The 21,100-nt window shown below is 59.5% G+C and carries 17 protein-coding genes and 1 tRNA gene; 13 read left to right on the plus strand and 5 right to left on the minus strand.

The features are described from left to right. Both AC1VNY_RS31375 and AC1VNY_RS31380 read left to right on the plus strand, forming a co-directional pair. Positions 1-188: hypothetical protein (locus tag AC1VNY_RS31375; RefSeq protein WP_482408067.1), on the plus strand; the 188-nt coding region annotated here is incomplete at its 5' end. Between the two features lie 108 nt (positions 189-296). After that, positions 297-372: transfer RNA gene (locus AC1VNY_RS31380), tRNA-Thr, on the plus strand. A gap of 752 nt (positions 373-1,124) precedes the next feature. On the opposite strand, the gene AC1VNY_RS31385 is transcribed toward AC1VNY_RS31380, so the two are convergent. After that, positions 1,125-1,286, minus strand: coding sequence for a hypothetical protein (locus AC1VNY_RS31385; protein WP_482408068.1), 162 nt, complete (start codon positions 1,284-1,286; stop codon positions 1,125-1,127). 249 nt (positions 1,287-1,535) lie between these two features. Here AC1VNY_RS31385 and AC1VNY_RS31390 point away from each other — a divergent pair, with 249 nt between their 5' ends. From AC1VNY_RS31390 to AC1VNY_RS31425, 8 genes are all read left to right on the plus strand, one after another. Then, complete coding sequence (locus AC1VNY_RS31390) at positions 1,536-2,666, plus strand: SIR2 family protein (RefSeq protein ID WP_482408069.1); 1,131 nt, start codon at positions 1,536-1,538, stop codon at positions 2,664-2,666. Then, positions 2,663-5,413 (plus strand): hypothetical protein, encoded by a 2,751-nt coding sequence (locus AC1VNY_RS31395; RefSeq protein ID WP_482408070.1) that lies wholly within the window; start codon positions 2,663-2,665, stop codon positions 5,411-5,413. Before AC1VNY_RS31390 ends, AC1VNY_RS31395 begins: the two co-directional genes overlap by 4 nt. A gap of 12 nt (positions 5,414-5,425) precedes the next feature. Continuing rightward, entirely contained in the window at positions 5,426-6,385 is a 960-nt protein-coding gene (locus AC1VNY_RS31400; protein WP_482408071.1) for an MrcB family domain-containing protein, read from the plus strand. 274 nt (positions 6,386-6,659) lie between these two features. Continuing rightward, a complete protein-coding gene (locus AC1VNY_RS31405) occupies positions 6,660-6,866 on the plus strand; it encodes a hypothetical protein (RefSeq protein ID WP_482408072.1) in 207 nt (68 codons plus the stop codon). 536 nt (positions 6,867-7,402) lie between these two features. Then, positions 7,403-8,071, plus strand: a complete 669-nt coding sequence (locus AC1VNY_RS31410; RefSeq protein WP_482408073.1) for a recombinase family protein — start codon at positions 7,403-7,405, stop codon at positions 8,069-8,071. Between the two features lie 758 nt (positions 8,072-8,829). Then, positions 8,830-9,036, plus strand: coding sequence for a hypothetical protein (locus AC1VNY_RS31415; RefSeq protein WP_482408074.1), 207 nt, complete (start codon positions 8,830-8,832; stop codon positions 9,034-9,036). Between the two features lie 403 nt (positions 9,037-9,439). Beyond that, complete coding sequence (locus AC1VNY_RS31420) at positions 9,440-9,580, plus strand: hypothetical protein (RefSeq protein ID WP_482408075.1); 141 nt, start codon at positions 9,440-9,442, stop codon at positions 9,578-9,580. Positions 9,581-9,625: 45 nt separating this feature from the next. After that, positions 9,626-9,814 carry a hypothetical protein gene (locus tag AC1VNY_RS31425; protein WP_482408076.1) on the plus strand — a complete coding sequence of 63 codons (189 nt, stop codon included), beginning with the start codon at positions 9,626-9,628 and terminating at the stop codon, positions 9,812-9,814. 562 nt (positions 9,815-10,376) lie between these two features. On the opposite strand, the gene AC1VNY_RS31430 is transcribed toward AC1VNY_RS31425, so the two are convergent. The 3 genes from AC1VNY_RS31430 to AC1VNY_RS31440 form a co-directional block, all read right to left on the minus strand. After that, positions 10,377-11,774, minus strand: coding sequence for an AAA family ATPase (locus tag AC1VNY_RS31430; RefSeq protein WP_482408077.1), 1,398 nt, complete (start codon positions 11,772-11,774; stop codon positions 10,377-10,379). A gap of 117 nt (positions 11,775-11,891) precedes the next feature. Further along, positions 11,892-12,074, minus strand: a complete 183-nt coding sequence (locus AC1VNY_RS31435) for a hypothetical protein (RefSeq protein WP_482408078.1) — start codon at positions 12,072-12,074, stop codon at positions 11,892-11,894. A gap of 539 nt (positions 12,075-12,613) precedes the next feature. After that, positions 12,614-13,927 (minus strand): tyrosine-type recombinase/integrase, encoded by a 1,314-nt coding sequence (locus AC1VNY_RS31440; RefSeq protein WP_482408079.1) that lies wholly within the window; start codon positions 13,925-13,927, stop codon positions 12,614-12,616. A gap of 683 nt (positions 13,928-14,610) precedes the next feature. On the opposite strand from AC1VNY_RS31440, the gene AC1VNY_RS31445 reads away from it, so the two are divergent. Further along, on the plus strand, positions 14,611-17,244 hold the full coding sequence (locus tag AC1VNY_RS31445; protein ID WP_482408080.1) for a glycosyltransferase: 2,634 nt from the start codon (positions 14,611-14,613) through the stop codon (positions 17,242-17,244). Here the strand turns inward: AC1VNY_RS31445 and AC1VNY_RS31450 are convergent. Then, positions 17,241-18,263: a hypothetical protein gene (locus tag AC1VNY_RS31450; protein WP_482408081.1), complete on the minus strand. Its 1,023-nt coding sequence runs from the start codon at positions 18,261-18,263 to the stop codon at positions 17,241-17,243. The two genes, AC1VNY_RS31445 and AC1VNY_RS31450, sit on opposite strands and share 4 nt — an antisense overlap. A gap of 353 nt (positions 18,264-18,616) precedes the next feature. On the opposite strand from AC1VNY_RS31450, the gene AC1VNY_RS31455 reads away from it, so the two are divergent. Both AC1VNY_RS31455 and AC1VNY_RS31460 read left to right on the plus strand, forming a co-directional pair. Continuing rightward, positions 18,617-19,636 (plus strand): helix-turn-helix transcriptional regulator, encoded by a 1,020-nt coding sequence (locus AC1VNY_RS31455; RefSeq protein ID WP_482408082.1) that lies wholly within the window; start codon positions 18,617-18,619, stop codon positions 19,634-19,636. Positions 19,637-20,129: 493 nt separating this feature from the next. Then, a complete protein-coding gene (locus AC1VNY_RS31460) occupies positions 20,130-21,047 on the plus strand; it encodes an NADP-dependent oxidoreductase (protein WP_482408105.1) in 918 nt (305 codons plus the stop codon). Positions 21,048-21,100: the final 53 nt, after the last annotated feature.

Consider the following 21,100-nt stretch of genomic DNA (forward strand, 5'->3'; position numbering starts at 1 on the left):
AGATGTGTATAAGAGACAGGCCCAAGGCGGCGCCGGCACCGATTCCGGCCGTAATCCCGATCATCCGGGCTCCCGACGACCCCGGGGTCGACGAGGACGGCCCGGTGGACGAATTTGCGGAACAAATCGGCCCGCCCAAGGCCCAGGTGGGCGGTTGGCGCGGATTTCTGTCACGTTTGGGAAGCTAATTCGCGGTTAGGTAACGGCTGTATGGTTCGATAACCGCGTTGTCCTTGCCAATCGGGGTCATGCCCGATATCAGGTGGCCGCGTGATCCGGCCGTTGCCGAACGGTTCGCCGCAATAGCTCAGTTGGTAGAGCACGTCATTCGTAATGACGGGGTCGGGGGTTCGAGTCCCTCTTGCGGCACCACCTTAGTGTCGGATTTCTCGAAGCATTTTCTTCCCGTTTGAAATCAGCAAAAGCCACGACGGTCGTCGTGTAACCACCGCGTAACCACGGGTGGCCCGTTTTGGGCGACGAATGGCATTTGCAAGAGTCCCAAGGACAGGACAGATGGCGGGACTGCCGTCGCGAACCCACTTGGGGGTCTTCTCGTTGTTCGCCATGTTGATTGGCAGGAAATCGCTTGCGAAGCACGCAAATCGAGGTGATTGGGGTCGCCGCGGCACTCCCGTTCGCCGCCGAGGGCGCGGACATCGGCCATCGTAGCCTAACACGCGCAGCCTCGAGCGCCGCCGCGACGGCGGTGGCCCGCTGCGCCGCCAGTCTGGTCTTGCTGGCTGCGCGTCCACGTCCACTTTGTGTCGCGTGCGATGCGAACGCGCGCTTTTTTCAGCGGGAGGCCCTCGTAGCGGCGACGCTGGAATTTTGCTCAAAGAACTTGTGCACCTGTTCTTGCGTCATGTTGGCGTGCGCTTCCAGCAGCCAGTCGTAGAGATCGAAGGAACCGTCATCGCGCAGCCCGCGCGAGGCGTTGTCTTTACCGAAAACCCATCCGTGTAACGGCGCGCGGTCTGCGCTTCGTCTACTGTCAGTGGCATTTCCACGAGCCTAGTGACGACAGTTCGCGGCGATCGCGAGCATGGCTTTGTCGTCGCCCCATGAACTGAGTTCTTTCATCGTCGCGCGGACGGTTTTACCGTCCACGTCAAGCACCTCGATCATTGCGCCGATTTTGACCGTGGGCCGCGGCCGCAGTCGAGCAGTTCAGGCGGCGAACCGTCGAAGGTGGTCGGCACGGTTCTGGCCGTCTTCCACGCTTCCATGAGCCAGAAAATATCGCGGTGCTTATCGTAGCCCTCAAGCGCAGCTTCGATCTCCATTTGCCGCCCGAACGGGTAGTCGTCGATCTTGATGGTTTGCAGGAAGCCGAAGCACGGGTGTGGGAGCGACGATCGGAGGGCTTGACCAGTTCGGTGTGTTGACCGCTGATGCAACCGTGAAGATATGAAGAATTGGGTTCGCGGGGGACGGGCTTGGCATTGCTGGGGCGAGGGACGAGTACCGACATATCTATAGAGGATCGGGTCATAAGCCTTGGCCCTGACTTGGCGGCAATCCCAGAGAGGCTATTGCTGGCCCACGCCCGCGGTGAAGTGCTGTTCATATGCGGGGCCGGTATTTCGCGCCCAGCATTGCCGGACTTCCGACAACTCGTCCTCGACGTCTATCAAATTCTTGACACCGGAGTGCATGCGGTTCTCGGCGGCTTGCCGCGCAACGCATGTAGTCATTGGCAAGCAAATTGCGCTGGCTTGACTGAACGTCAGTCAGCCGAGGTACGGCGTTTCATTGCAGGCGATTATGACGTCGTCCTAGGAATGCTTGAACGCCGATTGGATAACCAAACGCGCGGCGATAGTCGCGTTCGTCGAGAAGTCGCTAACCGACTGCGTCAAGACGGAAACCGGCCGGGGCCTGTGCATCGCGCACTGGTGCGTCTATCCGATCGTGGGGGACCTACGACGGTAATCACAACTAACTTCGATCTGCTTCTCGAAGAAGCTGCAAAGACGGTTCGGCCAAGGGTGAATACCTATTCGCTCGGCTCAATTCCCCGGCCCGGCACACAAACTGAATTCGCAGGTGTTCTGCACATTCATGGAGCACTTGACCGCGATCCTCAGCGCTTTTCCGGACTGGTGCTATCAGATCAAGATTTTGGTGAGTATTACCTGAGGCGCCGTGTCGTTCCGGATTTCATCTACGACGCGGCTCGCCTTTTCCACTTAGTTCTCGTCGGCTATAGCGCGAACGATCCGCCGATGAGATATCTCCTTAATGCTGTCGCAGCCGACGGGCTCCGCTTCACCGATCTTAAGGAGCGGTTCACGTTCTTCGGTACCGACGCCCCCGATCCTGTGGCGCTAGAGGATTGGAAGGCACGTGGGATTACCCCAATTTGGTACGATGCGAATGGCGGCCACAGTACGCTGCGATCCACCTTGGACCGATGGGCGGATTTTTCGGCCATAAACGGCAAGCAAAGAAAAATTGATGCGGCGATCAAGCGGATCGTAAGAAGCACGAGAGCTTCGGCATCGGATGCGGACCGCGATTTGTTTGACCATCTTATAAGGCGAGGCAACGCGAGCGAGCGGGCTCGACTTTCGGCGCTGGCTTCTACCGCAAATGCCGATCTGGGTTGGCTTGATGCGATAGTGAAGATAGGCGCTGAGCAAGAACGGGTGCGCCGCAAATGATCCCCTCATGGGCATATCTCGATGCGCAAGACAGATCAGTATTTCAATCAGCGCTCGCCTTTTTGAACAATCGCCTGGTGGACCCGCGCACGGTCGAATGGGCTGCTCAATTGGGACCGGACAGGCGAGTTGAGCGCGCCGCCATCGAGCACCTTCTGAGCAGCCAAGGTGTCAGCATTAGAGAGGAGCCTTGGGCGACAGCATGGCGCTTCATCGAGGAGAGTTGGTCTGAAAAACCTGTCGAGCGCGGCCCGTCTACCGAGATCTACAACATACAAGAGAGATTGCGTGCTGGTGATCGTTCCGGCGCGGTCATATCGGCAATCGTCGATCTGGTCGCCCCGCGGTTATTGATTAAGCCGATCAGTGCGTCTCGTGGACGATTGGCCAAACTACCGAGAAGTCCACAAACCGTTGGCCAACTACTGGCCGCTCGTCTGAACAGCGGAGAGCTTGTTGATTTGAATGTGCTCGAGCTAGCAAGGCTTGATGACGTGCCATTTCTGAGAGCGCTGGCGAGCGCCTTGGAGAGCGCGGTCGATCGTGGGCTGGACATCGGGCGCCGCATCGGATGGGACGGCGAGCGTCGGATTTGGCTGCTGGGAGATTTGAACCGTGTCTATTACGTCATTCCTGGGCGGCGAACGCCGGATGGAATGGAAGACCCAGACGCCTATCATCATGGCATCGCACCGGCGGTAAAGCTGCTGTACGAGGTTGTCACTCGGCTGGGATACCTCAGTCCTGATGACCAGCTATCGTTTGTTCGCCGCTGGCGGCTAACGAATTCATTGGTGCACACTCGGCTGTGGGCCGCGGCCGCGAGGAATTCGCGACTGGCCTCCGTCGCAGAACTGGCGGAATTCTTCGTAGCACTAAGTGACGACGAGTTTTGGGATGTGCATGTGTACCCCGAAATCGCCGAACTTCGAGCGGAAAGATTTGTCGAACTAGACGCGACGACACAACACAAGCTGACTGTTCGTCTGCGCAAAGGGCCGCCGAGAGGCTTTTGGCCCAAGAAAGCCGAGCCAGATAAAGTCAAGAGCGGACGCCTATATTGGACCATTCGGGAGTTGAAGCGCATTGACCTGGCTGGTGGCAACTTGTCGCGAGAGACTAGGGCGTGGCTGGACGCGGAAATTGGACAGTTTCCCGACTTGGCCGCCATGTCAGGGGATGAAGGCTATCCTGAAGGGCCGAAGATCAGGGATGTCCTTCCGAACCCTGACCATAGCTATGATGTTCTTGTAGGTGTCTCCCGACTTCGAGCTCTTGAAACAGCACTCGGAAGCACCCGCAGTAACTGGAATGATGATCCATCCGCACGCGCCGACGAATGGCTAAGGCAGCCTGCAAAGGTTCAGCTTGTGCTCGGCGACCTCGAAGTTGCGGAACGCGGTGGAGATGAATTCCCGAGAGTATGGGATCGCTTCGGTTGGGCCCACACACCTGCACCTGCGCAGCCTGAAGGAATAGACGCTCCGCCGCGCGATCTGCAAAACGAAGCAGAGCGAGTCCTTGCCCTGCTTGTTCAGTTATCTGACGGAACCATTTCAACTGCCATTCAAGGCGTTAGCAGTTGGCTGGACTACTGGCGCATGCAAGTCGTGGCCTCCCACCTCGGTCTGATCGTGTGGCTGAAGGTTTGGCCGTCCGCGGTCGCGGCGACGAATGGTCAGGGGGAGAGCGACGACAAGCCAGATCTAAGTGTGACGGCTACAGTGTCGGATCGCGATCGAGAGCCCAAGGACCTCGATACGTTGAACACCCCTGCTGGAAAGCTTGTGGGTGTTTTCCTTGCTGCTTGTCCTTCCCTTGATCAAGTACGTGCTCCGTTTGCTGCTGAAACAACAGCGCGTCAAATGCGAGATGCGCTCATCGTCGCTGATGGGCGGAGTGGATTGGTTGCGCGGCACCGTCTAATCGAGGCGCTTCCCTATTTCCTTGGTGCAGATCTTGCGTGGACTCAAGAACATCTAGTTGCCCCGTTGTTGAACGATGACGTGGCTTCGCTCGCCCTCTGGCGTGCCATTGCGCGGGCCACGCGTTTTACAAAGGTCTTGGAAGTCATTGGCAACGCGATGGCGGAGAGGGCCACGGATCGTAGGTTGGGGAGAGAGACCCGCGGACGTCTCGTCTTTAGTTTGGTAGTAGAATCGCTTCATGCGTTTCGTGAGCAGCGCCCGCCCGCAGTTCCCAACTCGCGTATTTTGCAGATGTTACGAAATCTCGATGACGAGGTGAGAGCGACCGCTGCGAATGCCGTACAACAATTCGTACAGGAACTTTCCGCAAAACCAACGCAAGATGGTGAACCAACTTCTGCTGCATCCCTCTTCCGGGCCGCCGCGGCACCATTTTTAAACGATGTGTGGCCGCAAGAGCGCTCACTTGCCACACCCGGCGTGAGTAAGGCCTTTGCTGATCTTCCGGTTGCCTCGGGTGAGGCTTTCGCGGACGCCGTTGAAGTGATCGAACGATTTCTGGTGCCCTTCGAGTGCTGGTCGATGATTGATTACGGTCTCTATGGGGACGAGGGCGGCGTCAAAAAGCTTTCAGTGATCGATGACGAAGCCAAGGCCAGTGCTCTGTTGCAGCTGCTAGACCTTACAGTCGGAACATCCGAGGGGGCGGTTGTTCCCCATGATCTGACCGATGCTCTCGACCAAATTCGTTCAGTCGCGCCCCAGCTAACTAATAGCGTAAGTTATCGGCGCCTTTCGACGGCGGCGCGCCGTGTTTAAAGGATGTTGAACATGCCATTGCGGGAAACACTTCTGCGAATTTCAACAGAATATGCTGGAAGCAAGTTGGCTCCGTTGGAGGGCCATCCGCTTGCACAATTCATACGTGGCGCGGCAGCGGTCGCTGTGTCGGACGCCCTAGGCAGCGACAGCACTGGGACTGTCGTTCAAGGCAGTCCCGGGCAAGGAAATTGGGCGGCGGTACCATGGATCTCGATTTTCGATCAGACGATCACAACGACCGCGACGCAGGGGTACTACGTTGTGTATCTGTTTCACGCCGACAAGCCGGTCCTTCACCTATCCCTCAATCAGGGTACCACTGCGGTACGACAAGAATTCCAGAGTAGAACGCGGGATGTTCTTATTGATCGGGCAGAATTTATGCGGATGCGCCTGCAAGATTTCCGCGAACATTTAGCTGTTTCGACAATTGAGCTTGGATCCGAGGCGCGATTGCCGGGAGACTATGCTGCGGGTCATGCTATGGGAGTCAGTTATGACACAACCAACCTACCCGACGAGCCAACTCTGGTGCGAGACCTCAGACAGGCTGTGCGTGCTTACCGTGCCTTAACATTTCGAGGGGGTCTCGAGACAGACATTGAGCCCCCGGGCGACGTGGCTTCAGAATTTAAACTTCCCGAGAGTCTGTCCGTTACCGAGACGCGCAAGTATATTTATCACCGGAAGATCGAACGAAACCGAACCGCGGCTAAAAACGCTAAGAAGTTTCACGGGACGAGTTGTCAAGCGTGCGAGATGGATTTCGTAACGCGGTATGGCGACATCGGCCAAGGCTTCATCGAAGCACACCACCTCAAGCCAATATCGTCGCTCGAAGAGGGAGTGCCCGTAAAATACGACGTAGCATCCGACTTCGCGGTGCTTTGTTCAAACTGCCATAGAATGATCCACCGGGCCGACGACCCAAGCGATCTTGCGAGCTTCAGAGCGTTGATCAAACCCTAAGCTGGTGAATTGGAGCATTGACCTCTCAAGGGGTAGCGGGCCCCCGCAGGGCATCTGGTAGGTCTTGGCCCGTGGTCTCGAAGCTTCTCGCACGCTAACTCGGCCAGTACTGGCGGGCCCTCTTCCATCAGGAGGGTGCGCGCCTTCTGTGTTAAGCTGTTCGCGCCGCTATCGCGGCGCCGGATGCGGTTTTAATACCTGCGCCAACAGGAGGGGGGGAGGCTAACCCCGTAAGTATATGCCTCGAAAGAAAATACCTGCCGATTTGCGGTCATTGGCCCGGGGGCACACCGAGCTATGCATCAAGGTGCTCGCGGGGATCGTCAGCCAAGAAACCGTGCCACCGGCGGCGCGCGTGTCGGCGGCAGGCATTTTGCTGGATCGCGGCTGGGGCCGCGCGCAGCAGCCTCACACCGGAGAGGACGGCAACGACATCCGCGTCACCATCCGGCAGATCGTCGAGGGTAGCGGCAACCAATGAAAGTTGAACCGGCCTCGCGCCCCTTAGACGCCCATGCGCCTTCATCGTCGGCGATGGGGTTTAGGTTTTGGAGGGTTTGTCCCGGTGATTGCCCGATACCACGCTGCGTCCGACTGTGCGCGGGCCTTTGCGGCTGCAAGGTCCGATTGTCCTCGATAGAGCTGACTTAAGCCGAGATAGCAGTCGGTACGCTCCGGTCCTTTGGGGATCGCCTCGCAGTTCACCTGCGCGCTTGCGAAGGCGGGAAAGCTGGCCAGTAACATGGCGAAAACGACACGCGTGGCCCAATGTGTCATTCCGTCTCCAATCGTCACAAAAACCCCGAGGCGCGCCTTATTCGGATAATGCCCTATACACGGAGGCTCGGCCGATCTTTTAGCGACTTTGCAATGGCCGTTGCCCCACATGCCATCCGACTTCATTTTCTTGGAAACTTTGCTGTTGTCAGCGCCTTGCTGTAAAGCTGCAGTAGGAGGTTGACAGAACAGGCGCGCCCAGATACGCGTTGACAGGTTTACAGCGTCAACGAGGAACCGATGGCCGTTTACTCGTACACCCGCGTCTCGACCACTGCACAGGCCGAGGAAGGCGAAAGCCTCGGTGCCCAGCAGCGCCGGGTCGAGGGCTATGGCATGCAGTACGACCTGACCATCGACCGGCATTTCGTCGAGCGCGGCGTTTCCGGCTCGGTGCCGCTCGACGAGCGACCGGAGGGCAAGACGCTGCTCGCGATCCTCAAGCCCGGCGACGTGATCATCACGCCGAAACTCGACCGCATGTTTCGCTCCGCCCTGAACGCGCTCGGCGTGCTCGAAAGGCTGAAGCAACAGGGCATCAGCCTGCACATGATCGATCTCGGAGGTGACGTAACCGGCAACGGGATCTCGAAGTTGGTGTTCACCATCCTGAGCGCCGTCGCCGAGGCGGAGCGCGACCGTATCCGCGAGCGTATCGCCGACGTGAAGCGCGATCAAAAGACGCGCGGTCGCTTTCTCGGCGGCAGCCGACCGTTTGGCTGGCAGATCGCCGCCGACGGATCGCTTGAGCCACTCGAAAGCGAGCGCAAGGCGCTGCGCGCAATGCGCCGGATGCAGAAGGCGGGCAAGAGCCTGCGCGCCATCGCGACCGCGATGCAGGAGCGCGGGTTTGCAATCTCGCACCAAGGCGTCAAAAAGGCGCTGGCGCGCGTCGGCGAGGCCGCGTGATCCATGGCCAACATCGTCGGCGGGGTGGGGGCCTCGGGGGATATGTCGGGATTGAAATCGGTCAGGTACCGGGACCGGTTAGTGACACTTGTTTTTCACCCCGGCGGCTCGCTCGCTGCAGCATATCCGGCAAGCGGCTCGTCGAGGTCGACCCCAACGCCAGCGCGCTATTCATTCGCGCCTACGACGAGGCGGGCGCTGCCTGTTTCCATCCCCAGTGGCCGCTTTGATTTTCGAAGTGGCCTGTTTTGGTTTTAACCGAAGGGCAACTGAGCCTTAGCCGTTGTTCTCAGTAGAGCTACTGAACGGCACATCGGATGTTCTAGCTCCACCCGTTCCGCTCGACGGCCAAACGTTCTTGCCCGGGGTTCTCAGTGGGCGTGAAAGTTGCAATGGCACAAACTGCACTATGCGACCGCGCCACCTCGACTTAACGTATGCTGGTGACTTGAGGTTGTGCCATGACAGAATCGCTAGTCCGGGCGGGCATCATTATCTTGGGGCTATGCCCAATCGCGATAGCCGCCGTCGCGCTATTTATCTGAGCACGGAACTGGCCCGATCCCTTGGGCTGGTAGATGACCCCAGCAACAAAGCCCCTACTACCCCCACGTTGCTGGGGTCGCTCAGGCCCAGTTCCTCGACGGCCTAGGAACGCGGCAATTCGTTAACAATCCATCACCGCACGGTTCCCGGTATTTATCGGTGATGAGAACGCCCGGTCAGCGCTCCCGCCTCCTCTAGGAATGGAGCAGCGCATGACAAAACGTCGTCGCCGTTTTAAGCAGACCAGCACCTTCGAAGAGCGCCTTGCCGAAGAGGCTGCTGAGCTGCGCAAGGTCGCCGAGACTCTCCCCCGGAATTCAAAGAAGCGGGATGAACTCCTGCGAAAAGCCCGGCAGGATGAGACGACCCTGCATATGACCGAATGGCTGAATTCGCCCGGCCTGAAACCGCCGACTTAGCGCCGTTGAGTGCGCAAAGCTTTGGCGGATGAATGCCGCAGAAGAGCGGACAAATGCCGCGCGAATGCCGATCGGGCCCAGACCGAGTTCGATGCAGTAGCGTGGCTGGACCTGGCCTCCGATCGGATGAAGCTGGCGGACGCCTTGGAGCAAGAGGATATCCCGCCTTGGAAACAGTAAGGCCGCCTCAGTTGGCTTCGAGGCCGGGTAGGCGCGGCGCATCCGCGTTGGCTCTCCGACTGGAAAGTCGCTAAGAATACGAATGCCGTTGATGACATCTGGAAGGCCTACGACCGTGGCGACCTCAGCATTGGACAAGCACGCGACGCAATCTACGAGTTTGCGGGCGGAATTGGATTGCCTGAGTGGGCAGGAGGCGGCGCTGCGGCTCGCTCTCCGTTCCATGGATCAACATACCGGTAGCCTCGCTGACGCCTTCATCCAGATCAACTGGTGGGGCGAGGACCCCGGGGAGATCGAGCCCGAGGAGCAGCACATCATCGATCTGCTGCGCGCCTACGACCGCGAACTCGGACGCGGCTAACACCACCCGTTGAATTTCGTCCTGCTCAAACCGAGGAGGAACGCAGTGAATCTTGAGATCGAAGTGCCGCGCGCCGACGAGGTCGACAAGCAGATCGATGACGCAGGAATCGACACGCTGCCGTACACGAAGTGGGGGCGTTACAGACTTTCGCTTGAGGCGGAGGACCTCGCCAAGCACCGCGACCTCCTCAAGCAGCTGATGGAAGCCTCGTATCAACGCAGGGCACCGTGAATCGCACGGATTGACGGGCCTTGTTGATCGGGGCGACGGCTCGCAGGCCATTATGACCTAACACGCCCCGCCTCCAACGCCGCCGCAAAATCACAAACGGAGGCCCGCCCGTTAGGTCGGGATAAAAAACGCTTGGAACTCCTGTACCGGTTAATAGCCGTTGCTTTTCAACCACGGGCAATTCCCGGTAAACTTGCCGACGCCTTCAGCAACCCCCAGACGTTCATCGCCGACCGGAACGGCGCCGCTGGTCCGAGGTCGCGACCAGCCCTGCGCGAAGGCCGCTGCGGCGCATCATTAATGTTTGTAACACCAAATCGGTGGTGGTTGTCGGCGTCGGTATTGGCGCCGCTTTCGATGTTGTTGTCGGCGGCGGCGTCGTTGTGGCCGTGGGGTCGTGCCGGTGTTGGTGCCGTGGTTGGTGTCGGGGGTACACCGGCTCCCCGCGTAAGAACACGGGCATCTCGGGGAGGGGCACGGCACAGCCCGGAGTCCATACTTGCTCAACTTGCTCAAGTTCTCTCGCCTGAACACGTTGAGCAACGATGGAGATTTTGAGCAACTATGGCAGGGACCAGATGCTCTTTCCGTCAGCACCAAACCCATCCCTCGCCGGTTTGATGCCGAGAGCTGTCTGCGCCCGGCGAATGGCTGCCCACGAGATGCCGTCGTCAATAGCCTTCCGCTTTATGTCTTTGGCGGAGACAGGCCCACCGCTAAGCAGATCCGTCAGGAAGTCAATGGCTTCCGCCTTTGCAGACCAGCTATCACCGTGGCCGTCCAGCGCCGCCAATGCTTGATCGGCGGTCATCGTGATGGGCGTGGTCTCGTACATGATACGAGAGGTGGCGATTTCCTTTCCATCGTGAGCGACAAGGCAGCCTTCGATCCGGTAGGCGAGCCCGTCTTGGTCAGGTCCGATATTCATTTTGGACGGGATCAGCAACCTTCGGGCTCTATCATTCTCATCAGGGGTGACGATGTATGCGGCGCGGGCTTGATTGACGAACGCCACGCTGCCGATGATCCGGTTGTTTGCGCTTCCGCCTGTTGTCTTGTTGAAATGATTATTGCAGATAACCGCCACCCTCATCCTCGACGCCATCTCGCCCAGCGGGTCAAGAACCGCCCGAACATCAGCATTCGTGTGGCTATTGACTTTACCAAGGTAGCTGGTCACGGGGTCCAGCATGATTGCGCGGACATCGCCGTGCTTTCGTATCTCAACCTCAAGCGTCTCAAGGTCGGCCTGCAGGTTAAACCCGCGTCGCTTATTATTTTCGTCCATAAGGGACCGAACCACGTGGATGCGGCTTAAGTCCGCGCCAGCGGCCATCAGTCGGGGCGCGATGGTATCACCAAGGTCATCTTCAGAGGCGAGGATGATCACGCTTCCGGCAGGACCGGCGGACGCACCATCGGGCCACACCTCGCCCGTGGTTATTCTCGCCGCCCAGTCGCAGAGGAGGGTGGATTTGCCAATCCCACCATTTCCTGCCAGCGCAAACACTTTCCCGACGGCGATCCGATTTGGCCAAAGCCATTCAATCGGAACCGGAGCGACATCGGCCATGCAAACAACCTCAAGCCGGGCGTGGCGCGCAGGCACGTCGGCGCGGTTCCGGCGCTCCAATCGCCCGGTGATTTCTGCCGCCTCGTCGGCGATCTTCCTGTCGGCTTTGCGGAAGGCGTCAGAAATGGTTTGCTGGATACCATCGTCGCCGCCGAGCAGTTTTTCGAGGCTGTGGCGTTGCGCCAGTTCTGTCAGCGCGTCGGCAACGGCGGCGCGGTCGGCCCCGTGGGCGACATAGCCTGCGCCCTCGCTACAGCAATTGCAGAACACGTCGGCACGCTTGTCAGGTCGAGCGTTTGAGATCATGCGACCCCAACTGCGATAACCATCGGCGAAGTTACTGAGGCACGCCCCATAAGGGCGGTCAGTCAACTCGGTGCGTGTCATGTCGGCCTCCCTTCGCACGGAAAGGCCGGTGCTTGCGCAGCTTTCAGCGGACGCTTAGATAGGGACTCGATGTTCCGTCTATTTCCCGGTCCTGTGCTTCAGCCGCGCGGGACCGGCTTATTTTTCAACTGAACGCTGTTCCTGCTGCGGCTTTGCCGACGCTCGAAATTCGGAAGAAGAGCGCACCTTGGCCGAAAGCTTGGCCAGCGCCCATTCATCGAGATCATCAGGCTCGTACAGCGGAAACTTTCCTGCCTTGCGATACGCAGGACCACCTCCGACCACCGCGAGTTTGGCCAAAGTCTTAGGAGAGCATGGTTGCCCGTGCTCGTCCCGGACGTACTTGGCGGCGTCCCTGCGACGAGTGGAATGCGACGAGTAGGAGTGCGGGAGTGGTCGTTCGCGACCGCGACGCCATCAGCCCGCATGACGGTGTTCGTCATGTTCGATCCTTTCAGATCAAGGGATGTTTTGGGTCGCTCGGAAAGTTCGTCCGAACAGCGCGGAATAATCTGATCGCCTTAGGGCCTGAACCCTTGGCAACCTAGATACCCTACAGCCCGGTGTTTGAGACCGGCGCGGCTGCGCGTCTGAGGCGCTGGCGAATGGAGGGACTGAGCCTCTGGTGCGCGTCTGAGGCGCTGGGAGTGAGGGTCTGAACCCTCTGCGTTGCGCTTCTGAAGCGCCTGTAACACAAATCATATCCGAGTTAGGCAGTCCGTCAACAGGCGAACGCTGCCGATCAAAAGTTGGTCACTGCGCACCACCGAAAGCTTGCGGGCGAGGCGGTACTACTTCCGCCGGTTGCGTTCCGGCCATCATGTCCGCGACGAGATCCGCTATTCGCGCCGCGACCGACCTTTAACTTGCAAGGGAACAATATCTGCGCCTACGCCGCTTCTTTCTCCCATTGCCGACGCCAGTTGGCTCGCAATGTGCTCTGACGCCTTTCTCAACGGATCAGCATCCAAATGCGCATAACGTTGGGTCGTCACCGCTTGCGTGTGCCCCAACAACTTGCCGATGATTGGCAATCCCAGCCCCGCACCGGCACCTACCGACGCATGGGTATGCCGAAGGTCGTGGATGCGTACGCCTGTCAGGCCAGCCCGGTTCGACACTGCCCTCCACGGCTTCTTGAGATCGGCGCGCGGCTGGTCAGGAAATGTCCCGGCAATAACGTAATCACTCGCGCGTGGTAGTCCACGCAAAATCGCAAGTGCAGGCGCGTTCAGCATAATTGTCTTCTTGCCGGTCTTGCTGGTCGGCAGCAGAAGTAACCCGCGCTCAAAATCAATATGGTCCCACTTGAGGTGCAGAATTTCCCGGAGGCGGGCACCCGTAAAGATCAGCAGACGTAGTGCGGCGGCGGCATGCGGGCCAATGACGGTTCGACGGTTGGCCTCCTTCGGAGCGTGCTTGGCCTTCGGCTTCGATTGATCAACCGCATAGAGCAGCCCGACTGTTTCGGCTTCCCGGATGGCCTCACCGATGCGTGCCAATTCTGCCGTGGTCAAATATCGCTCGCGGCCCTCTTCTAAAAAATGTTCGATCCCCCGACACGGGTTGAACCCGACCGGCACAGCGTGGATCTTGCCAGCGAAAGTGAAGAGACTGCTTAGGACGCGCAGCAAGCGGTTGGCCTGATAGGGCCGGTGGGCATTTTTGATATGCAAGCGCTGTATTTCAGCTGACGTGATCTTGCCAGCCTTACGCTTTCCCAGCTCCGGCAAGACCAGCCGCTCCAACAGGTCCCGATACGAGCCTGCCGAGGATGCCGAGCGCTTGGCTTCGACGTGTTCGGTCAGAAATTGCTCCGCCACCTCCGAAAGGGTGGATGCGCGCTTGTCAGCAGCCCGCTGAGCAGCCGGATCGGCGCCATGGGCAACAGAGCCGAGCATTTTTTTAGCGAGCGTACGGGCCTCGTCAGGCGTGAGGGTGCCAACCTTCGCCAGTGTGAGCCGACGTGTCGGGGCTGCGCGACCGCTGCCAGCACGATATTTGACGACGTAGGACATAGCGCCCGTCGTTTGGACGCGTACCCCATATCCGGCCAGCGACCCGTCCCAAGCAAAATACTCGCTGGCGCGCGGCTTAAGACTGTCGATCAGGCGCTTCGTTATTTGACTGTTAGCCATCGTTTCAGGAACCACGGAACCACCGCGTAACCACCGATTGGCTATCACGGGTAACCTTGGGCGATCACGATAAAGCAGAAAACCCCCGCCACAAGGGCTTTTTCAACTTTCGGTAATGATGAGTAATCTCCGGAAATAGCTGAACCCCTAATTCGTAATGACGGGGTCGGGGGTTCGAGTCCCTCTTGCGGCACCACTCTCCGGGACCATTCCCCGCCTCCATACGCAGGCGAGATTTACTCGCCTGGATTCTCACACGGCACAATCTGCATATGATTGCAATCGCGGCCAGTCCGCCTGCTGCGCGCCCGGTTGCCCGGATCCGATTGGCGACTGTGGTGGCCCCCGGGCGCGTCAGGACGCCACACAACCCCGGCGGGAGACGCGAAAACACGAAGAAAACGCCGCACAATCCCGGTAGTATCGATGTGGTGCACACCCGCGCCGAGACGGCGCGGTATTCAGATGGGTCGCGATGAGCGTGGCGAGGTCGACGCGCATGCCAATCCGGAACCCGCGTCGCGCATCCGCCGGTAGTGACTCGAGCGCCACACCAACCGAACTCTAGCGTGCAAGCCGACTAAATGATTGGTGAGATGAGACGCGACATAGAGCAGAATGACTGTCGCGGAATCGATGTTCGTTGATTGTGCGTTTTCGTGCGGAAGACTTAGTGCCTGAAATACGATTGCCGGGGAATGACGTTGGGACCGAAGGATCGCGATAGCGAATTTCAACTACAGCTTGCCTTCCTGAGGGAGTTCCAACGCGCCCATAACCGCCCGCTGCGCGTCCTGCATATCGGCAATATCGCGAACAACGCCTACAACAATGCCTTGATTCAGCGGCGCTTCGGAATCGAAGCGGACGTCATTTGCTATAACTACTATCACGTCATGGGTTGCCCAGAATGGGAGGCCGCAAGCTTCGACGGCAACGTCGACAACATGTTCCCGGATTGGTGGGCCACCGAGTTGGGCGGTTGGCGGCGACCGGATTGGTTTGTGCAGGGCCCCGTTCTCGATTGCCTCTCGTACCTTCGTGCCAAGAACGCCGGCGACAGCGGAGCCGCAGCATTCTTTTGGACCCTGCTGCAGGCACGATATTGGGAGATGCTTGATGGCATCGCTGCCGCAGAGAGCCGGGTCCGTCCACCGATGCCGGAGCATCTGGCAGACACGATTTCAATTGCGCGCGATTTTCAGGACTTCCAGTCAAGTCAGGCATCCAGAATCCCGCAGCCTCTCGATCAGCCGGCCATCGTCCTGCCAGAGGCGGTCATAGAGCCTGAGTCTGCACTCTCCCGCATTTCGCCGGCCTCATCGAAGGCGGCCGCGCCAGATCCGCAGATTGAGCAGGGCCGAGCTCTCGCCGACGAATATCCAAATCCCGAAGGACCAGGCCGCCTCGTATCAACTTATCGCTCCCTTCTGACGAAGTACGTATTTGTTCATTTGCGGCGTGAAGCGGAAACCGGCGTTGTCGCCGGGCCGAGTTTGGCGGTCGCCATTTGGCGAGGTCAGAGACGCAGCCGCGGCTTGCCGCGCTTTGGATTCGAGTTTCCCGCTGCTGTCTTCACGATCTCAAATCCCGACGCCGCGACGCCGGCTGCAAGCGAAAGCAATAGGGATGGGACGATTCGCGATACGTCGTCACCAAATTCCAAAGGCCCAAGTCGCCTCACATCGATCTATCGCTCCTTACTGACGAAATATGTGTTTGTGCATTTGCGGCGTGAAGCGGAAACCGGAGTTGTCGCCTGGTCGAGCCTAGCGGTCGCAATTTGGCGAAGTCAGAGGCGCAGTCGCGGTTTGCCGCGTTTCGGCTTCGAGTTTCCTGCTGATGTCTTCACGATCTCAAATCCCGACGCGGCGACGCCGACTGCAAGCGAAAGCAATAGGGATGGGACGATTCGCGATACGTCGTCAGCAAATCCCAAAGGCTCAAGTCGCCTCACATCGATCTATCGCTCCTTGCTGACGAAATATGTGTTTGTTCATTTGCGGCGGGAAGCGGAAACCGGAGTTGTCGCCTGGTCGAGCCTGGCGGTCGCAATTTGGCGAAGTCAGAGGCGCAGCCGCGGCTTGCCGTGCTTTGGCTTCGAGTTTCCCGCTGATGCCTTCACGATACCGGATCCCGACGTCGCGGCGCCGATTGCGGGCGAAAACAACGTCTTCACGATCCCAACTGCTGACGCCCTGACGCCGGCCGCAGACAAAAGCGTGGCCGCTGACGTCGGTTCATCAGTCATTCCCATGGCGACCCGCCCGGAGATCGTCGATCGCCCGGAGTTCCGCTACTTCGAAAAGTACGGCAAGGGAGAGGATCGAAACGCCTCGCAACGTGCGGCACTGCTTGGTAACGTGTTGCAACAGTTTACGGATTATCCGGCAGAAGCCCTCGTCTCTGTCGAAGCTTTCGCATCCACCATTGCCAATGAATTCGCTGACGTATTGGAGCAATACGACATCATTCAGGGATATTCGATCGACGGGTTCATTCCGTTCATCAACGGATTCAAAAATTACACGTGTTACGAACATGGCACGTTGCGAGAGGTGCCTTTCGAGAAAAGCTACAATGGCATTCTTTGTTCGGCGTCGTACAAGAATGCGGCTTTCTCGTTCGTGACCAATTCGGACGTGCTGCCGTCTGTGCAGCGGCTGAAATTGAAGAGGGAGCGGACCGTTTACCTTCCGCATGCCTTCGACGATGAAAAGATTTCGACCTTCCGGGCAGGACTCAAGCTTCCGAAGCGGGACTCTAGGGTCACCACATTCTTTAGCCCCACGCGCCATCACTGGCACGCTGCACCCGCCTCAATGCAGAAGGGCAATGATCTCTTCTTGAGGGCGGCCGCGCAGGTTGCGCAAACGGATCGCGATTTTCGCATCATCCTGGTCGAGTGGGGCGTTGATGTTCACCGAAGCAAGGACCTGATTCTGGAACTTGGAATCAAAGATATGGTTTCGTGGATACCGTCGTTGAACAAGGCGGAATTGCGACAGCTTTACTGCGCGAGTGACGTCGTCGTCGATCAGTTCAGGATCCCGGCGATCGGCGGAGTTACCTTTGAGGCAATGGCGCTCGGACGTCGCGTCATAACGAATCTCGATGAAACCCAATCGGCCGAGTTCTTCGGAGCGGCGCCGCCTTGCCTGGCCGCCGACAGTGTCGAGACGTGCACGGCCCGGATTCTTGAGGTTCTTTCTGATCCGCTGGACGATAATCGCCGCGGCGATGCCGCGCGTCTGTGGTTCGAGAAATGTCATTCCGCGCAACGCGTCGTCGCGCTTCAATTGGCGGCCTATCAGACGATTTGCGCCGCCTAGGCCCGCGCGCCGCATAGTGCGCTCATGATCGCAATCGCCAGCAGGCCGCCTGCCGCGAGCCCGATTGTCCAGAACCGATTGGCGACCGTGGCGCCGACGCCGTGCGCGATCAGGACGCCGCGCAATCCCGACGCCAGATGGGCGAGCACGAAGAACACGCCGAGCGCGTAGTGCGGCACCAGGCGAATGCTCCAGGCATCGTGGATCAGTCCGGTCGGTGCACCCGATGCCCAGGCCCAGTTGGTTTCGATGTGGTGCACGGCCCGCGCCGAGACCAATGCGGAGTTCAGATGGGTGAGGATGAATGCCGCGAGATAAATGCCGGAGCCGATCTGAAACACGCGGTAGGCATCCGCCGGCAGCGAGCTCCAGCGCCAGGCGAGCCGCACCCCGACGGCGACCTGGAACAGCATCAGGCCGACGAGGATCGGTTCGACGAGGGACGATCGATAGACCGTGCGCCCCATCTTCATCACGGCGGCATGAACCTCGGGTCCGAGTAGGCCCAGCAGATGATTGGTGAGGTGAAACGCGACGTAGAGCAGGATCACCGCTGCGGCGACGCCGTGCGTCACGCGCCATTTGGCGATGGATGGCGCAATCGCGGCTGATCCTGCCGGGCGCTCTTGCTCACCGCCGAGCAGCACATAGAGACACGCGACCGCCCAACCCGCGACCCATACAAGCTCGTCGCTGACGGGGATGTGCAGCAATCCGAGACCGACGCCGGTCAGTACGAACAAGGGCGGCGCGGCGATGCTGAGATAGGCGAGCCGTCGGGCGCGCAGCTCGAACGACGAAGGCTCGGCCATGGTCATCCAGTACGCGCAGGCAAGACCCAGCAGGGGCGCGGCGGTCGCGGCCAACAGGCAAAGCGCCGCCAGGACCAGTCGTCCGAACGACACCGAACCAACAGCAGGAGAGACCGCGAAATGAAATGCATCGAGCAGGAACGGATAAGCCATCGCTCCAGCCGCCGGGATCATCGAACGCAGCTTTTCGGCGGCCGTATTCGCCAAGCCATTGTCGCCCGACCGTACGCGACCTTGTTCGAATGCACTCACAGAGCTCTCCAGGGTTCGGGCATCGTGCAAGAGAGGGCCGAACCGACGAATCTATTCCCGGATCATCGTCGGAGGCACGGCACGCAAGCTTGTGCTGTAGATGCTAGCGTGTACGGGCGCGGCGTGGCGCCGAGACCCTATCTCAAGGTGCAAAAACTACAGCGATGCTGTCCCACCGATAGGACCAAGTTCCAACAATCCGACTGGACCACGCCAAAACTCCTTTCGGCGCGCCACAAAATCCAGTTCAAGGGTGAAGACAGATTCGCCTAGCGGATTCACGGGTTGATCTTGTAGGCAGGTTGCTTATGCAAAACACGGCCAAATCGCGGGCCGGAAGCGGACAGGGCGAGCGGCCAGATTCGCGGATCGCCGTCTCTGCCTCGAAGCTCGCCACCGCTGATCTCAACAACCTCATGCGGGCACTTGAGATCGATGTCGTCGCGCTCACCGAAATGCTGATTCCATCAGGCCATCGCGCCGAGATGGGGACGATCGATGCGCCGGCGGTCCATTACACCATTAGTGGCAGGGGACGAATTTCGATCGGCGATGGGCCTTGGATGTCGCTCGAACCCCATCTCCTCATCATCAAGCCTCCGAGTACCCCGTTCGTAATCGAAGTCGACGGAACCAGTGGCCCGAAGAGGCTCATCTCCCGCGATTGCTGGAAGCAGCATGACAGCGTGTTGCGTATCGCAACACCGACCGAGCAGCCCGAGATCATCCAGATCTGCGGCTTCTTCAACGCATCCTTCGGACAATCCGTCGGGTTGTTTCGCGAATTGCGCGAGCCCGTGGTCGAGAAGTTCGAGCCGACGGACAAGATCGACCTGAAGCTTCGCGAAGCGGTCGAGGAGCTTTGCGTGCAGGAAATCGGTATGGGCGCCATGACGGCGTCCCTGCTAAAGCAGGTCATCATCGCCCTGGTGAGGCGGTCGATGAAGTCCTCCCGCAGCTGGACTGATCGGTTTTCGATTCTCGCGGATCGGCAGATCACGCGTGCATTCGCCGATATGGTGGCGCGTCCGGGGGCCGTTCATACGGTTCAGAGCCTTGCGCATTGCGCGGGTCTGAGCCGGTCGGCATTCATGGCGAAGTTCTCGGAGATCTTTGGCCGTTCGCCGATGGCCATCCTTCGGGATCTCAGGATGCGGCAGGCGGCGCTCGATCTCACGACGACATCAGCCCCAGTCGATGTTGTGGCCTACAACGCCGGCTACGAAAGCCGGTCAAGTTTCGTGCGAGCATTCCGCAAAGCCTACAACGTTGAACCTAGCGAGTACCGGCTGCGCGTGAAGAAAGGTGGGAGTGGTAAGGGCACTTGAGCCAAATACCGCCTCCGAGGCATCTCTCCCGTCAAGTGTGCGATTTTAGATGGGCGTGCCAATAGCGACATCCGCTCATCGATTGAAACTGTTCGTCGGGCCATCAGCGTTGGCTGAACTAGCTGCCTGATCGAAGAAAAAAACTGGAAACAGCAAAGGCCGAAAGCAAGCCGCGTGGGCTCGTGCATGCCCGACGCTGCGCCCCAACCGGGCTCTTTCCCGTTCCCTAGCCAGATTCGCGCACACTCGGCGACTGATCCTCGGCGTTGGCCAGCTCTGGAGTCCAGAATGCGTGTCCGCGCGTCCAGGAACGTCCGACGCGGGTTTCATCGCGCCGGGACCAGTGGCAACGTGGCTTTAGGAAATGCGCCGCGTCGAAGGCATCGATTCAATATCCAAGGTCATTGGAGCCATCGAGTTTCGCCTTCCTGTTTTCGCTCGTCTGAAAAGGAGTTCGGAAGATGATGAGCTGCCACACTCAGGCAGGTGCACGATGAAGGCAATCGTTGTGACGGACCAAGCGGCGGGAACGGCCGGAATGAAGCTCGTGGAGCGGCCCGAGCCGCAGGCCGCGATAAACGACGTCGTCGTTGAGATTCATGCGGCGGGATTCACCCGGGATGAGCTGACTTGGCCCTCGACTTGGACCGATCGCCGCGAGCGTGACCGAACACCGTCGATCCCCGGCCACGAGTTGGCTGGAGTGGTCAGCGCCCTCGGCTATGGCACGACGGGGCTGTCGGTTGGACAGCGGGTATTCGGTCTCGCGGACTGGTATCGCGACGGCGCCTTGGCGGAGCATGTGGCCATCGAGGCGCGCAACGTCGCGCCGTTGCCGGGCGATGTCGATTTCACGGTGGGCGCGGCCCTCGTGATGCCAGGCCTTACCGCGTGGCAGGGGCTGTTCGATCACGGCCGGCTTCGGGCGCGGCAGAGCGTCCTCGTGCACGGTGCCGCCGGCGTCGTCGGTTCGATGGCAACCCAGCTCGCACGTGAGGCTGGCGCTTACGTCATCGGTACCGGACGCGCTGCCGGCCGTCAGACGGCTCTCGACTTCGGCGCACAGGAGTTCGTCGACCTCGACAACGACACTCTGGAAGATGTCGGCGGAGTCGATCTGGTGTTCGATGTCCTTGGCGGCGACATCGCGAAGCGGTCCGCGCGCGTGATTCGAGCCGGAGGAACGCTGGTGACCATCGCCGGTCCGACTGATGCACGCCCCGCTGACGGCCGGACGATAGACTTCGTCGTCGAACCCGATCGCGCCCAACTGAGTGAGATTGTCCGGCGGGCGCGTGACGGACGAGTGCGGACAAACATCGGCAGCGTGGTTACCCTCGACGATGCCGTTGCTGCCTTCAACCCGACCGAGCGGGCCAGCGGGAAGACGATCATTTGCGCTCGTCCGTGAGCGGCGCGCGCCTATCGATGAATGCGGCCGGCCGGCTCTCAAAGAGAGCGAAA

The organism is Bradyrhizobium ferriligni, assembly GCF_056837965.1.